Annotated in this window: 18 protein-coding genes; 11 read left to right on the top strand and 7 right to left on the bottom strand. The window is 55.6% G+C overall.

All coding sequences use genetic code 11. The features are described from left to right. Positions 1-168 precede the first annotated feature (168 nt). Positions 169-984: a DUF1206 domain-containing protein gene (locus ACIQV9_RS12950; protein WP_403101718.1), complete on the top strand. Its 816-nt coding sequence runs from the start codon at positions 169-171 to the stop codon at positions 982-984. Positions 985-1,032: 48 nt separating this feature from the next. Here ACIQV9_RS12950 and ACIQV9_RS12945 read toward each other — a convergent pair whose 3' ends face one another. Beyond that, on the bottom strand, positions 1,033-1,491 hold the full coding sequence (locus tag ACIQV9_RS12945) for a winged helix-turn-helix transcriptional regulator (RefSeq protein WP_403101716.1): 459 nt from the start codon (positions 1,489-1,491) through the stop codon (positions 1,033-1,035). A gap of 125 nt (positions 1,492-1,616) precedes the next feature. On the opposite strand from ACIQV9_RS12945, the gene ACIQV9_RS12940 reads away from it, so the two are divergent. Together ACIQV9_RS12940 and ACIQV9_RS12935 are read left to right on the top strand one after the other, a co-directional pair. Beyond that, positions 1,617-2,900, top strand: a complete 1,284-nt coding sequence (locus tag ACIQV9_RS12940; protein ID WP_403101714.1) for an MFS transporter — start codon at positions 1,617-1,619, stop codon at positions 2,898-2,900. Continuing rightward, on the top strand, positions 2,897-3,784 hold the full coding sequence (locus ACIQV9_RS12935; protein WP_403101712.1) for an EamA family transporter: 888 nt from the start codon (positions 2,897-2,899) through the stop codon (positions 3,782-3,784). The genes ACIQV9_RS12940 and ACIQV9_RS12935 overlap by 4 nt, the downstream gene beginning before the upstream one ends. On the opposite strand, the gene ACIQV9_RS12930 is transcribed toward ACIQV9_RS12935, so the two are convergent. After that, entirely contained in the window at positions 3,772-4,008 is a 237-nt protein-coding gene (locus tag ACIQV9_RS12930; RefSeq protein WP_403101710.1) for a hypothetical protein, read from the bottom strand. The genes ACIQV9_RS12935 and ACIQV9_RS12930 overlap by 13 nt on opposite strands. 156 nt (positions 4,009-4,164) lie before the next feature. Between ACIQV9_RS12930 and ACIQV9_RS12925 the strand changes: the two genes are divergently transcribed. The 3 genes from ACIQV9_RS12925 (at position 4,165) to ACIQV9_RS12915 (ending at position 6,307) form a co-directional block, all read left to right on the top strand. Beyond that, positions 4,165-4,620 carry a VOC family protein gene (locus ACIQV9_RS12925; protein ID WP_403101708.1) on the top strand — a complete coding sequence of 152 codons (456 nt, stop codon included), beginning with the start codon at positions 4,165-4,167 and terminating at the stop codon, positions 4,618-4,620. A 164-nt stretch (positions 4,621-4,784) separates the two neighbouring features. Further along, positions 4,785-5,417, top strand: coding sequence for an isochorismate family cysteine hydrolase YcaC (gene ycaC, locus ACIQV9_RS12920; RefSeq protein WP_403101706.1), 633 nt, complete (start codon positions 4,785-4,787; stop codon positions 5,415-5,417). Between the two features lie 596 nt (positions 5,418-6,013). Beyond that, positions 6,014-6,307, top strand: a complete 294-nt coding sequence (locus ACIQV9_RS12915; RefSeq protein ID WP_403101704.1) for a fructose-bisphosphate aldolase — start codon at positions 6,014-6,016, stop codon at positions 6,305-6,307. Between the two features lie 51 nt (positions 6,308-6,358). On the opposite strand, the gene ACIQV9_RS12910 is transcribed toward ACIQV9_RS12915, so the two are convergent. After that, positions 6,359-6,781, bottom strand: coding sequence for a hypothetical protein (locus ACIQV9_RS12910; RefSeq protein ID WP_403101703.1), 423 nt, complete (start codon positions 6,779-6,781; stop codon positions 6,359-6,361). Positions 6,782-6,980: 199 nt separating this feature from the next. Between ACIQV9_RS12910 and ACIQV9_RS12905 the strand changes: the two genes are divergently transcribed. Next, the gene (locus ACIQV9_RS12905; RefSeq protein ID WP_403101701.1) at positions 6,981-7,406 is read left to right on the top strand and encodes a hypothetical protein; all 426 of its coding nucleotides are present in this window, start codon (positions 6,981-6,983) and stop codon (positions 7,404-7,406) included. A gap of 105 nt (positions 7,407-7,511) precedes the next feature. On the opposite strand, the gene ACIQV9_RS12900 is transcribed toward ACIQV9_RS12905, so the two are convergent. Further along, positions 7,512-7,982: a GNAT family N-acetyltransferase gene (locus ACIQV9_RS12900; protein ID WP_403101699.1), complete on the bottom strand. Its 471-nt coding sequence runs from the start codon at positions 7,980-7,982 to the stop codon at positions 7,512-7,514. Positions 7,983-8,208: 226 nt separating this feature from the next. After that, positions 8,209-8,397 carry a hypothetical protein gene (locus ACIQV9_RS12895; RefSeq protein ID WP_403101697.1) on the bottom strand — a complete coding sequence of 63 codons (189 nt, stop codon included), beginning with the start codon at positions 8,395-8,397 and terminating at the stop codon, positions 8,209-8,211. 188 nt (positions 8,398-8,585) lie between these two features. Between ACIQV9_RS12895 and ACIQV9_RS12890 the strand changes: the two genes are divergently transcribed. The 4 genes from ACIQV9_RS12890 (at position 8,586) to ACIQV9_RS12875 (ending at position 10,751) form a co-directional block, all read left to right on the top strand. Beyond that, the gene (locus ACIQV9_RS12890; protein ID WP_403101695.1) at positions 8,586-9,017 is read left to right on the top strand and encodes a hypothetical protein; all 432 of its coding nucleotides are present in this window, start codon (positions 8,586-8,588) and stop codon (positions 9,015-9,017) included. Positions 9,018-9,272: 255 nt separating this feature from the next. Then, positions 9,273-9,623, top strand: coding sequence for a DUF6152 family protein (locus ACIQV9_RS12885; protein WP_403101693.1), 351 nt, complete (start codon positions 9,273-9,275; stop codon positions 9,621-9,623). Further along, positions 9,623-10,135 (top strand): DUF6644 family protein, encoded by a 513-nt coding sequence (locus ACIQV9_RS12880; protein WP_403101691.1) that lies wholly within the window; start codon positions 9,623-9,625, stop codon positions 10,133-10,135. The genes ACIQV9_RS12885 and ACIQV9_RS12880 overlap by 1 nt, the downstream gene beginning before the upstream one ends. A 97-nt stretch (positions 10,136-10,232) precedes the next feature. Further along, entirely contained in the window at positions 10,233-10,751 is a 519-nt protein-coding gene (locus ACIQV9_RS12875; protein ID WP_403101689.1) for a hypothetical protein, read from the top strand. A 139-nt stretch (positions 10,752-10,890) separates the two neighbouring features. Here ACIQV9_RS12875 and ACIQV9_RS12870 read toward each other — a convergent pair whose 3' ends face one another. Continuing rightward, entirely contained in the window at positions 10,891-11,376 is a 486-nt protein-coding gene (locus ACIQV9_RS12870; protein WP_403101687.1) for an NUDIX hydrolase, read from the bottom strand. A 112-nt stretch (positions 11,377-11,488) separates the two neighbouring features. Continuing rightward, the gene (locus ACIQV9_RS12865; RefSeq protein WP_403101685.1) at positions 11,489-12,037 is read right to left on the bottom strand and encodes a cupin domain-containing protein; all 549 of its coding nucleotides are present in this window, start codon (positions 12,035-12,037) and stop codon (positions 11,489-11,491) included. Positions 12,038-12,449: the final 412 nt, after the last annotated feature.

Below are 12,449 nucleotides of genomic sequence, written 5' to 3'. Positions count from 1 at the left end.
CACCGTACACCTTTCGCAGCCTGCTCAGGGCGCGCTGATTAATGCCGTTCGACCCTCGCGCTTCAGGCGACACCCAACCGGCGGGTGACGGATCAAAACACGACCTTCAATCGAACCCCTCCCAACCTGAAAGGTCTGCTGCTTAGTACTTCTCTGGAATCAGCCCCCATGTCTGCACACCAAAGCCTTGTTGTACTCGCTCGGGGAGGGTATGCCGCTCGAGGCGTTCTTTACCTGATCATTGGCATCTTCGCGCTGCTGGCGGCTCAAGACTCGACAAAACCGAAGGACACTCACAGGAGCCTGGAGGCCGTGTTAAGCCAGCCTTTCGGTTACGTTTTAGTCGGGTTAGTGGTGGCAGGCCTGCTCGCCTTCGCCTGTTGGCGAGTGTTGCAAGCCCTGCGCGACGTTGATCATCACGGTCACGAAATGAAGGGTTTGGTCATTCGGGCAGGTTTGTTGGCGGGCGGTGTAGTCAACGGCGCGCTGGCGTTTTTTGCGTTGGGCTTACTCATCAGCGGCATCAAAAACTCGGGCGATACCGGCGGCGGGCAGACCAAGGATTTACTGGCGCAACTGTTGTCCTGGGAGCACTCGAATGTACTGGTGTACCTCGTTGCTCTCATCCCTCTCGGCGTAGGCATTGCTCACATCATCAAGGGATGGAAGTCCACGTTCGAGAAATATTTCGAAGCTGACGAAGACGTCATGCGCTACGTCCGTCCGGTCTCTCGGTTCGGTCTGATCGCCCGGGGCGTCGTGTTTATCGAAATCTCTCTATTGCTGATCATCAGTGGCTCCCGCTATAAGGCCATGGATCCGCCCGGCATGAAGGAAGCCCTCGATGCGCTACAGAACCTGCCGGCCGGCGGCGTCATCTTGATGGTGATGGCCTTGGGGTTGATCGCCTTTTCGGTTTACAGCTTGTCCGAAGCCGTCTGGCGCAAGATCAACATGGATGTGCCTGGCGTACCGGGCGCATAGCGGCATGATTCCGAACAGGCTGCCAAGTGAAACGAGTCTGCTGTCGATTCACGACTCGCCGTCGACAAGTCTCACCCTGTGGCAGTCTGACGGTCCCAGCTTTTCCCCGCTTGATGAGCGAACATCCATCGGCATCAGGGGCTGGCCGGACTTGTTGTCCAACAGCAAAGAACGCGTCTCCTGCGGTTGGAACAGGAAACGTTCGCCCCACTGCCTCATGCTGACCACCACCGGAAAGATCTCACGTCCTTTGTCCGTAAGGACGTACTCCTTGTAGGCGCTTCCATCTGAAGCCGGTCGAACGTCGAAGACGCCGACCTCAACCAATGCTTTCAGTCGCGAGGCCAGAATATTTTTGGCCACGCCCAGGCTCTTCTGAAATTCGCTGAATCGGCGAATATCGTCAAATGCGTCGCGAAGGATCATGAGCGACCAGCGATCCCCAATGACCTCGAGTGTTCTTGCTACCGGGCATTCGCTGCTTTGCGGTGAAGTGCCTTCGACCATCGTATTTACCTTTTGGATGAGGGTTGCCAAGTCTGCCGATCAATCTGGTTGCAATTTGAAACCTGGTTCAGTAATAATCGAAACCGGTTTTAAATTGAAACCAGCTTAACGCCACGGAGGCCAACATGACAGCAGATGCCGACTCAGCCACCAAACGATTCTCCAGGCAGCCTTCGGGATTGCCGCTGACGGATACCGGACAAAGCAGCAGGAACGCCCAGCCTGCGGGGCTTTCTCCGTCACTCACGTTATTGTTTTCTGTCACCTGCGCACTGGCCGTCGCCAATGTTTACTTTGCCCAACCCTTGCTCGCTTCAATGGCTGAAAGCCTTGGCGTCAGCTCAGGATTGATCGGGGTCGTGGTGACGGCCACTCAGGCTGGATACGCGATGGGGTTGCTGTTCATCGTACCGCTGGGTGACAAGGTCAACCGTAAACGGCTGATTTTGACTCAAGTAATGCTGTCTGCCATAGCGCTGGCCGCAGCCGGCGCATCACAGCAGTGGCTGGCCCTGCTGGGCGCCATGATCGTGATGGGCTTGCTGGCCGTGGTTGTTCAGGTGCTCGTGGCCTATGCCGCCGCGCTGGCAACGCCATCACAACGTGGGCAGGCGGTGGGAACTGTTACAAGTGGAGTTGTCCTGGGCATTCTTCTTGCGCGGTTTACCTCAGGGCTGATCGCAGATCTGGCGGGCTGGCGCGCCGTTTATTTCGTTTCCTCAGGATTGATGCTGACCCTCGCGGTGGTGTTCTGGAAAGTGGTGCCTGCCGCCGTGTCGCCACGCAACTCTGAGTCCTACCCAGCGCTTATCCGGTCGCTCTTCAAGCTGTTCCTGACCGAACCGGTTTTGCGGATCAGGGGCCTGTTGGCCTTGTTGATCTTTGCCGCTTTTTCCGTGCTGTGGACCTCCATGGTGCTGCCGCTGAGCACTCCGCCGCTGTCGCTTTCACACACGGCCATCGGCCTGTTTGGCCTGGCCGGTGTCGCCGGCGCCCTGGCTGCCAGAAGCGCCGGCCAGTGGGCGGATAGAGGTTTGGGACAACGCGTTACCGGCATTTCGCTGGGGCTCCTGACACTTTCCTGGTTGCCCATCACTTTTGCCGAGACGTCCCTGATCGCGCTGGTCTGCGGTGTCATTGTGCTCGACTTCGCGGTGCAAGCCGTACACGTCACCAACCAGAGCCTTATTTTTGCGGCACGACCCGACGCCCAGAGTCGCATGGTCGGCGCCTACATGTGCTTCTACTCGGTCGGCAGTGCGCTTGGGGCAGTCGCCGCGACCCAGGTTTATGCGCGCTGGGGTTGGACGGCTGTGAGCCTGCTGGGCGCATTAATCAGCGCTGCGGCTTTGGCGGTTTGGATTTTTACGAGTCATCTATCACCGACCAATCAAGGAAGATCAGCATGAAAGCCAGACACCTGCTACTCGCCATCTCGATTACGGCCATTTGGGGCGTGAATTTTTCAGTGATCAAACTGGGCCTCACCACCATTGACCCGCTGATTCTTGCCGGTATTCGCTTCACGCTTTGCGCACTTCCAGCGATCTTTTTCATTCCGAAACCTGATGTGCAGTGGCGCTACATCATTGGTTACGGCCTGGTCTTCGGCATAGGACTCTGGGGCGTCGTCAACCTTGGCATCAAGTCGGGCCTCTCTGCAGGCATCGCTTCGCTGGTGCTTCAGTTCAGCGCGTTTTTCACGATCCTGCTGGGCTCATGGATATTCAAGGAAACCATTTCCCGCTACCAACTGGCGGGCATGGGCATCGCCTTCTGTGGCTTGTTGAGCATCATCTCGATTGTTGACGGGACAGTGACGACGGCCGGGCTGATCCTGGTGCTGCTGGGCGCGGTGGCCTGGAGTGCGGCCAACGTAATCAACAAAAAAGCCAGGACCACTCAGGTCTTCGCTTTCCTGGTGTGGTCCAGTGCGTTTTCGCCCATCCCTCTTTTCGCGCTTGATTACGCGGTCAACGGCTCGACGGGTTACAACGCGTTGGTGAATCAGCTCGACTACCGTGCCGTCCTGTCGATCCTGTTCCAGGTCTACCCCAACACCCTGTTCGGCTACTGGGTGTGGAATTCACTTCTGAAACGATACCCAGTGTCTACCGTCGCGCCGTTATCGTTATTGGTGCCGGTATTCGGACTGCTGGGTTCAGTCATGATTTTCAATGAGCCCCTGTCATTCAACAAAATCGTTGCAGTCGTTCTCATCGTATCGGGGCTTGGCGTCGGCTTATACGGAAAGCGTTTCCTCAGCGCCGTGCTCAGACATCAACCGGCTTGATTCACGACCGTAATCTGCGTCAGCCCTACCCGCTCGGCCTGTTCCAGAATCTGCGCCGGCGTCGCGTCTGCGGTGGGCATGATCAGGCTGTTTTCACCGTCGCCATAGTGCAGCTGAAGCAAGTGCATCGCGGCCTCATGGACGGGCAACCGAGGTTGCTCCAGTTCGAACAGGTAGGTGCGGGGCTCGCCGTTGAACAGGTAATTCAGGGTCCATTCATGCATGGTTCGATCCTCTTATGGAAAAAGAACTGCTGATTATCCTGACCTGTTGGTCAGCTCGTGGTTCAACTGTTCGTCCACGAAACAGTCACACGAAAATTCTTCTAATGCTGAGGCAGCGGTCGTTACGATGAACACTGGTTCAACAGGAGGAATGCAATGGAGCTGAAGTTCAGTCACGTCGATGTACTGGTCAAGAACCTCGAAGAAGCCTGTGCTTACTACGCACAGATTCTGCAAGCCAGGATCTCTAAAACGCTTGTCTGGGAACGCGGTGGTCTGCACGTGCGCTACGCGATTGCGTTGATCGGTCAGGAGCGATTCATGCTGGTACAACCGCTGGCGGGGAACCTGAAGGAGCTCCTGGATTCCCTGGGCGAAGGCATGATTTACCGCCACTGCTATTCCACGCCGGACATCGAGAAGGCCTATGACGATTTGATGGCCGCGGGTGTTCAGCCAGAAGATGAAAATGGAAAACCACTCGCCCGCGCGAACCTGCAATCTCCGTCCGGGACTCGCATCATCTGGCTGCCAAAGCGCTTCGGGCACTTCTCCATCGAGATATTGGAAGACAAGGCGTTGGAGGCCTTTATCGAGGATGCGTTTGCCTGAATGGGGCTGCGGTGAATGTCCGGTTTCGCCCGGGCGGGGCATCGATTGTCCCATCCGAGTTGACAGTCAAACCGTTTTCACCCTCTTTTTCCCCTTCCTGCAGATCATTAATCTGAGCCCATGTTGAACGAAGCCACTTACCCCTCCCGAGAAAGGATTTCATCATGAGCAAAGCCACTTACAACCGCCTGAACAAAGACGACGCCGTAGTCCTGATGATCGACCACCAGACCGGTCTGATCTCGCTGGTGCAGGACTTCTCGCCGAACGAGTTCAAAAACAATGTGCTGGCCCTGGCTGACGTCGCCAAATTCTTCGAACTGCCGACCATCCTGACCACCAGTTTCGAACAAGGCCCCAATGGTCCGCTGGTCCCGGAGCTCAAGGAAATGTTTCCCGACGCGCCCTACATTGCCCGCCCTGGCCAGATCAACGCCTGGGACAACGAAGATTTCGTCAAGGCGATCAAGGCGACCGGTCGCAAACAGCTGATCATTGCCGGTGTCGTGACCGACGTGTGCGTGACCTTCCCGACGCTGTCGGCCCTGGCTGAAGGGTTTGAAGTGTTCGTGGTCACGGATTCTTCCGGCACCTTCAACACCACCGTGCAACAGGCTGCGTGGAACCGCATGACGCAAGCCGGTGCGCAAATGATGAACTGGTTCTCGGTAGCCTGCGAGTTGCAGGGTGACTGGCGCAACGACATCGAAGGCCTGGGCAACTTGCTGTCCCAGCGCATCCCGAACTATCGCAACCTGATGAACAGCTACTCGGCATTAGCAGTCCGTCAGGCGTAAACCTGACGCGCAAAACCCAAGGCCCGCTTTTGCGGGCTTTGGCAATCTTCTGATTTTTCATATCCGAAAATCGTGTAGGAAACCACCCACTGTGGCGAGGGAGCTTGCTTCCGCTGGGCGGCGAAGCCGCCCCAACCCCGCCAAAATTTTAAACATGCCCACCTCCCGTAGCAGCTGGCGAAGCCTGCGTTCGGCTGCGCAGCAGCCGTAAATCCGGCACGCACGGTCCACCTGACACTAAACAACCTCTGGATTCACGTCAGTTACTCAACCGGATGCTGCTCCCGTCATCTCCCACAAATCCGATTTTCCGTCCTACAACCCCGTTTGCAGGCACCAAAATCGGCGCCTATATTCGACCCCTCGCTGACCAAAGTTAGCGATTGGGTTTCGCAGCCCTACAGAAGTGATCACACCGCTAAAAACAACTGTGGCAAACTTTGCCGCCGTTACGTTTTATGGCGGCTGTGTGTGGGAGACCTTCGGGTCTGCCGGCTTCGATCTCTTCTCCGGTCTGCGAACCCGCACATAGCTGCCACCCCTTTGTTTCGCAGCAGAAAGGTGGCGTCTCATAATTCCTTGAAGAGCTCATCCTTATGTCCACAAACAACACGCCCCGCCGCTTCACCCCCATGTCCCAACTCGCCACCGACTACCCCGTCCTGCTCATCGACTACGACGCTCCCCTGCGCGAACTCCACAACTGCCTCAGCGAACGCCTCAACGCCGTCCTCAAATACCTCAACCTCATGGCCTGCACCAGCCTCCCCGACTACGCCGAACACGACATCAACACCGTCACTAACATCGCCCGGATCATGGTCCAGGATGTGAGCGATGTGTTTCGGGTGATTGAGCAGCGTGGGTTTGATGTCCCCAAGAGTCAGTGATCAACGTTGAGTCGTAAAAAAACCCGCACTGAGTTGCGGGTTTTTTTTGGTTCAGGCCTGTCGAGTTGGCGAGAGGATTGTCTTCTCTATCAGCGCAGCGACGTCCTTCGCACCAAAACAACGAAATTTAACGCTGCCAGCGTTGGTATCCAGACGGATGATCTTCGTCATGAACCCGCCTTCAATCGTGACCTTTCGGATGAAGGCCAGTGGGAGTTCAATATCCAGCGTCCCGTCCTGAACGAGGCGGTTCATGGCATTGGCACTCAAACGAACCACATTTTGGGTCAGCTCCATCTTCCCGCCAACCCAAAGTCCTCCGTATGCTTCCTTGAAGGCCTCCAGCACATCGCCCAACGCGTCCACATCCCCAGCCTCGGCCATGGAATACAAATCGTCCACGTTGCCGTAATTCACCTCGGCATCGTCCACCAGAAAATTCACCAACTTTGACTTCAAAATCTGTCCAGTCATCTTTGCCTCTCCATTATTGGAAAAGGCGACAGGTCTATTTATTCAAATAGTTCTATCACCTTTTTCCTGTCACCTTTTTTCTTGCCTTTTCTGCCTGGAACTTTACTACAAAATGATGTCGATATGATGGCGCGCCACGACATCTTGTCAGTGGGGCACCAGAGTCAGGCTGTTTCCTGGCAAACCATGGACGTGTGTAATGAGACTGATCATTGCGGTGTTTTTGATGCTTAGCGGGTATGCCTATGCGGGTTGTGCCAACATCGATGACAGTGACCAACGTAACTACTGTAATGCCAAACAAAGTGGCGGCAGCTGCGCGATTATCAACAACGCTGACTTGCGCAATACCTGCTACGCGGAAACCGACGGTCGTAGTTGCGCCCTCATCAGCGACAGTGACCAGCGCAACTATTGCTATGCAAAACAAGATGGCCGTAGCTGCGCGATTATCAATAACGCTGACTTGCGCAATACCTGCTACGCGGAAACTGACGGCCGTAGTTGCGCCCTCATCAGCGACAGTGACCAGCGCAACTATTGCTATGCAACACAAGATGACCGTAGCTGCTCGATTATCAGCAACAGCGACCTGCGCAAACAATGTGAAGCCACGAAGCCATGAAGCCCGGCTCACAGAGCGAGTCTTGAGCCTATTCTTCAGCCACATAAAACCCGCATCACTGCGGGTTTTTCATAACCTGTTTTTACCCCTGCCCGCCTTTCCCAATCAAAGCAAAAGCCCCTTCACCATTGGCACACACGCCAACTGGAGCCCTGAAGGCGCATGGTAAATAGCAGGTTCGTCACCCACGAAACCGCAGCGCCGGTAAAAATCAGCCGCGTTCAACGTAGCGTCCAGATTGACCGCCTTCAGGCCCAACTCCCGCGCCAGGCATTCCAGATGGCTGAGCATCTTCAAGCCGATGCCTTGTTGCATGAAACCCGGCAGCACAAAGATCGCGCCGATTTCGCTGTTGTCCAGATCAAGCATCCCTGTCGCCACCGGTTCACCCTGAATGCAGCCCAGGTAAAAGTGCTTCTCCATCAAGTCGCTGTACCCGTCGTTGGCCGCGCCTGCCGTCCAGGCAAGCATCTGTTCTGTGGTATAGGCGCCGATGCATTGGTGCCGTATCGCTTGAAGGCGGATATCGAATGCGGTTTGGGCATCGCTTGGCTGGGCGCGTCTGATCTCGAACATTTCATTCTCCTTTTAGCCATCGGTGGGCGGAGAACTAAAAAGCCCCGTCCATTTCTGGCGGGGCCTTGGGTAACTACGTCAAATCCTGTGAACGCGTGACCTCACAGCCCGCCAGCGGCGGTCATGGAAGTGCACATCATGTTCAAGCGGGGGATGTAGGTCATGGGTCGATAGTGTTTTGGATGATCGGGCTTGTCAATTTTGAGGAAAATAAATGCGTCCCCTTTTACCGCTCTTTTTCTGTCTTGGAACTTTTTAACCAACTGATGTCGATATGATGGCGCACCACAACATCAATCAGTGGGCCAACCAGCGCCAGGCTGTTTCCTGGAAAACCATGGACGTGTGTGATGAGACTGATTATTGCAGCGCTTTTGATGCTTAGCGGGTATGCCCACGCCAGTTGTGCCAGCATCAGTGACAGTGACCAGCGCTACTACTGTAATGCTAGAGCAGGTGGCGGGAGCTGTGCGGGTATCAGTAACAGCGACCTGCGCAGCCAATGTTATGCCTTGAATCACTGAGTAAACGGCTCATCCGAGTCCCCATTCATCCTGGGCCACTACGCGCCATGCGGCTCCCTGGCAATCAAGGAAGTGTGCAATGAGACTAATACTCGCAGTGATGCTGATGTTCAGCGGCTACGTTTACGCCAGTTGCGAAAACATCAGCAACGATGACCAGCGTAACTATTGCAAGGCGCGTGAGGGCCGGGGCGGTTGTCAGAATATTAAGAACGACGACCAGCGCAACGCTTGCAAAGCGGAAACGGAAGGTACGGGTGATTGTGGAAACATTCGCGATGATGACCAGCGCAACTATTGCAAAGCCAAGCAAGGCTCCGGCGGTTGCCAAAACATCAAGAACGACGACATGCGCAATGCCTGCAAAGCGCAAACAGAAGGTACGAGTGACTGTGGAAACATTCGCGATGATGACCAGCGCAATTACTGCAAGGCCCAGCAAGGCTCCGGAGGTTGCCAGAACATCAAGGACGACGGTCTGCGCAATCAGTGCAAATCCATGACGCCTTAGCTGAACGGCACAGCGACAGCCGCGTGATAAAGGTGACAGGTCTTTTATTTAAATAGATCTGTCACCTTTTTCTGGTTCAGCTTTTTCTGGTTGCGTCACTGCGGGTTATTCATGACCTGTATTTCCCCCTACCCGCCTTCCCCCCAATCAACGCAAAAGCCGATTTTGTACTATTTTTGTAGATTCTCTGGATTGACCTGCACCTGATCAGAACGGGCTGAAGGTCATCAATGATCCGTAACAGGAGATCGCCTCATGAAGCTTTTGCTTAGGTCCTTTGGATTCTCATTGCTCCTGGTGGCATCGGCGGTGTTCGCTCATCACGGCTGGAGTGAGTACGACTCGAGCAAACCCTTGCAGCTGGACGGAACAATCGAGGAATTCGGTTATTCCCACCCGCATGGGTTCGTTCGCCTGAAGACCGACGACAAGACTTGGAGCGTCGTGCTGGCGCCGCCATCGCGCATGGAAAACCGCGGGCTTTCCAAAGAAATGCTGAGTGTCGGCAAGCGGGCCATGGTGGTTGGCTATCAGAATCGCAACAAACCCGATGAACTGCGCGCAGAACGCATCACGGTCGACAACAAAACCACTGAGTTACGCTGATGCAGACAACCAGCACCAGTGGTGGAACGGGTCTGGAGGGATGGCTGGACTATGTGGGTGACTCGCAACTCGGTTCGGCCATGCGCAGCGAGTTATGGCTGTATCCGATAGTCGAGGTGGTTCACATCATTGGTTTCGTGGTGCTTGCTGGCTCGGTCATCATGTTCGATCTGCGGGTTCTCGGGCTGTCGAGAGATCTTGCGGTGACGGCACTGGCTCGCCACCTCCTGAGGTGGGGAGTCGCAGCTCTGCTATTGATAGTCCCAGCGGGGCTGATGATGTTTTCAGCCCATCCACACGACTTCGCATCCAACGGCGTTTTTATTCTGAAGCTTTGCTTGATCGGTATTGCGGGGCTCAATGCGGCTCTTTTTCATGTTGGTGTGTTCCGTTCAGTAGACCGGTGGAACACCGACACCGCGGCGCCTGGAATAGCAAAAATCCAGGCGATACTTTCGATTATGTTATGGATCAGCGTGGTGCTCTGCGGCCGCCTGCTGGCCTACACCTGACAGGGCGACATGGAAAAAAGAGACCAGGTCTATTGATTCCACTTCCAACAAATAGTATTAGAGCGCCCACCTCAAAGCGCTACGGACAGAAACGCCCATGAAACCGTTGTATTCAGGCTCGCTACTGCTTCTGATTACGGGTTGCTCGCCGATCCCGCAATACGAAACCCCTGCCAATGCTCCCCAAGCGCAGATTCGCAGTGAAATGGACGCACTCATCAACCGCCGTAACTACTTGACCCTTAGCGCAGCGCCGACCATTGCCTGCAAGTACGGCAGGTCGGTACCCGTGACACCCGCTCGGGAACTATTCTCGGTCAGAGGCGGGTACCCCTCGGAACCCGAAGGTTTTCGAGCCATTGAAGCGGGCAAACCGATCCACCTGGTGCTGGAGGGCGGGGCCAGCGGCAACCGCAGATGCACGGTCGATTTTGTAACTGAGTTCATGCCGGGGGGCCGCTATGTGATCAAGGGCGGCATCACCGATGGCCCCGATGTCATGAGCGGCTGCCAGATCAACATCGTTGATCTGGATTCCGGAGCGCGACTTTTACAGGCTAAGCAATCAGCGGCCAACGGCTGTGCCCTGGATCGGTTATCACTGCCGACGCCTTGAGCGCGCCGACCGATTGAGCGCTGTCATCTATTCGTTTACTGATCGTCGGGCCCTCGACCGCGCCGGCATCAGCGTTAAAACGGATAGCAACCGCCTGGTCAAGGACAGAGCTAACTGCTCCGCGAACTAATCAAGGCGTTTAAGACAAGGTGACTGACCTATTTGTTGAAATAGATCTGTCACCTTTTTTTACGATTTTCTTCAGCAACTCGTATAGCCCAGCAGGAACCAGCGGCGTTTCGCCAGTAATACTGTCGAGCGCCAGCCACTTCGCAACAAAGGCAGCGCCATCGCTTTCTTGAGCATCCAAGTGAGGCAGCTCGTAGACGCTGGCATCCACGAATTTCGCATCGTAGACCTGCACGATTTCGTGCCCGGGCGTGCCGGCATACGTGAAGATGTTTTCGAGTGTGCCGAGCAGGCGAACATCGGTGATGGATAAACCGAGTTCTTCATCGACTTCACGTAATACCGCTTGGGCGCTGGTTTCGCCGAACTCTATTCCGCCACCGATTGGGCGCATGAAGGGCTTTCCAGTAACGGGGTCGAGTGCTTCGTTGACCAGTATCTTGCCATCGTGATGGAAGATGCAGAGTGCTAGCGGGCGGATGCGGAGTGCGGTCATGATTTGAAGTCCATTTGCTTTGATCAAACTCTGTAGCAGGTGCGTCCATTGGGCAAGGGTGGTGGCCGCGGGCGCAGCCTTCGGCAGCTGCTACAGGGTGTCCGTTTTGATATCAGAAGTTGGCCGGGGTGTTGGCACTGATGATTTCCGCTTCATCCTGGCCAATATTGCGAAACCGGTGCGGCAGCGTTGTCGGGAAGTAGTAGCCGTCGCCCGCGTTGAGCACACTGATCTGCCCATCCACCGTCAGTTCAACCGTGCCCCGGGTAACGAGCCCACACTCCTCCCCTTCCGAATGCACAATCGGCTCTTCCCCCGAACTCGCCCCCGGCGCGTACTGCTCGCGCAAAAAGCGCATCTGCCGGCTCGGCACGGGCGCGCCAATCAGCAACAACCGCAGCCCATGACGGCCAAGATCCGGCTGTTCATTAGCCCGAAACACGTATTGATGCTCGCGCGGCGGTTGGTCGAAGGTGAAGAAGTCCGCCAAAGACATCGGTATGCCTTCGAGCAGTTTTTTCAGGGAGCTGACGGAGGGACTGACGCGATTCTGTTCGATCAGGGAGATGGTGGCATTGGTGACGCCGCTACGCCGGGCCAGCTCGCGCTGGGACAGTTTGTAGCTTTCGCGTACTAATTTGAGTCGTGAGCCCGTGTCCATGACAGCCTTATGCGAGAAATACTTAAGGGTTATGGGGGTGGATGGCGGGCGACTTTTGGCCGCGAAAGTACCGCTTCCCTGTCCCGGAATTGTGAAAGGCGGGTATTAAATCACGTTTGGTGGAGTTGCTCAGCAGGTTCGATAACTGGTTAGTGAAAAAGCGGAAGTTGCTCATGCCAGAACGTTTGGCGATGTAGGTTTTGGGGGTGTCAGGTGGCGTTGATGGTGGCTGATGTGGCCTCATCGCGAGCAGGCTCACGCCTACAGTTTGGGCCGGGGCGTATGCACCTTTTGTGCACGTCATAGATCTACTGTAGGAGTGAGCCTGCTCGCGATGGCGGTGTGTCAGCTACATCAATGGTGGCTGATGTGGCCTCATCGCGAGCAGGCTCGCTCCTACAGTTTGATCGGT

This window comes from Pseudomonas sp. NPDC099000, assembly GCF_044759925.1.
Classification (GTDB): Bacteria; Pseudomonadota; Gammaproteobacteria; order Pseudomonadales; family Pseudomonadaceae; genus Aquipseudomonas.
The sequence above is the reverse complement of the archived record's forward strand: the minus strand, read 5'-3'. Positions and strand labels throughout refer to the sequence as shown.

Bases quoted from the DNA above. Each gene is read 5' to 3' on its own strand.
- ACIQV9_RS12950 (WP_403101718.1), top strand. From the start codon at position 169: ATGTCTGCACACCAAAGCCTTGTTGTACTCGCTCGGGGAGGGTATGCC.
- ACIQV9_RS12945 (WP_403101716.1), bottom strand. From the start codon at position 1,491: ATGGTCGAAGGCACTTCACCGCAAAGCAGCGAATGCCCGGTAGCAAGA.
- ACIQV9_RS12940 (WP_403101714.1), top strand. From the start codon at position 1,617: ATGACAGCAGATGCCGACTCAGCCACCAAACGATTCTCCAGGCAGCCT.
- ACIQV9_RS12935 (WP_403101712.1), top strand. From the start codon at position 2,897: ATGAAAGCCAGACACCTGCTACTCGCCATCTCGATTACGGCCATTTGG.
- ACIQV9_RS12930 (WP_403101710.1), bottom strand. From the start codon at position 4,008: ATGCATGAATGGACCCTGAATTACCTGTTCAACGGCGAGCCCCGCACC.
- ACIQV9_RS12925 (WP_403101708.1), top strand. From the start codon at position 4,165: ATGGAGCTGAAGTTCAGTCACGTCGATGTACTGGTCAAGAACCTCGAA.
- ycaC (WP_403101706.1), top strand. From the start codon at position 4,785: ATGAGCAAAGCCACTTACAACCGCCTGAACAAAGACGACGCCGTAGTC.
- ACIQV9_RS12915 (WP_403101704.1), top strand. From the start codon at position 6,014: ATGTCCACAAACAACACGCCCCGCCGCTTCACCCCCATGTCCCAACTC.
- ACIQV9_RS12910 (WP_403101703.1), bottom strand. From the start codon at position 6,781: ATGACTGGACAGATTTTGAAGTCAAAGTTGGTGAATTTTCTGGTGGAC.
- ACIQV9_RS12905 (WP_403101701.1), top strand. From the start codon at position 6,981: ATGAGACTGATCATTGCGGTGTTTTTGATGCTTAGCGGGTATGCCTAT.
- ACIQV9_RS12900 (WP_403101699.1), bottom strand. From the start codon at position 7,982: ATGTTCGAGATCAGACGCGCCCAGCCAAGCGATGCCCAAACCGCATTC.
- ACIQV9_RS12895 (WP_403101697.1), bottom strand. From the start codon at position 8,397: ATGCTGGCACAACTGGCGTGGGCATACCCGCTAAGCATCAAAAGCGCT.
- ACIQV9_RS12890 (WP_403101695.1), top strand. From the start codon at position 8,586: ATGAGACTAATACTCGCAGTGATGCTGATGTTCAGCGGCTACGTTTAC.
- ACIQV9_RS12885 (WP_403101693.1), top strand. From the start codon at position 9,273: ATGAAGCTTTTGCTTAGGTCCTTTGGATTCTCATTGCTCCTGGTGGCA.
- ACIQV9_RS12880 (WP_403101691.1), top strand. From the start codon at position 9,623: ATGCAGACAACCAGCACCAGTGGTGGAACGGGTCTGGAGGGATGGCTG.
- ACIQV9_RS12875 (WP_403101689.1), top strand. From the start codon at position 10,233: ATGAAACCGTTGTATTCAGGCTCGCTACTGCTTCTGATTACGGGTTGC.
- ACIQV9_RS12870 (WP_403101687.1), bottom strand. From the start codon at position 11,376: ATGACCGCACTCCGCATCCGCCCGCTAGCACTCTGCATCTTCCATCAC.
- ACIQV9_RS12865 (WP_403101685.1), bottom strand. From the start codon at position 12,037: ATGGACACGGGCTCACGACTCAAATTAGTACGCGAAAGCTACAAACTG.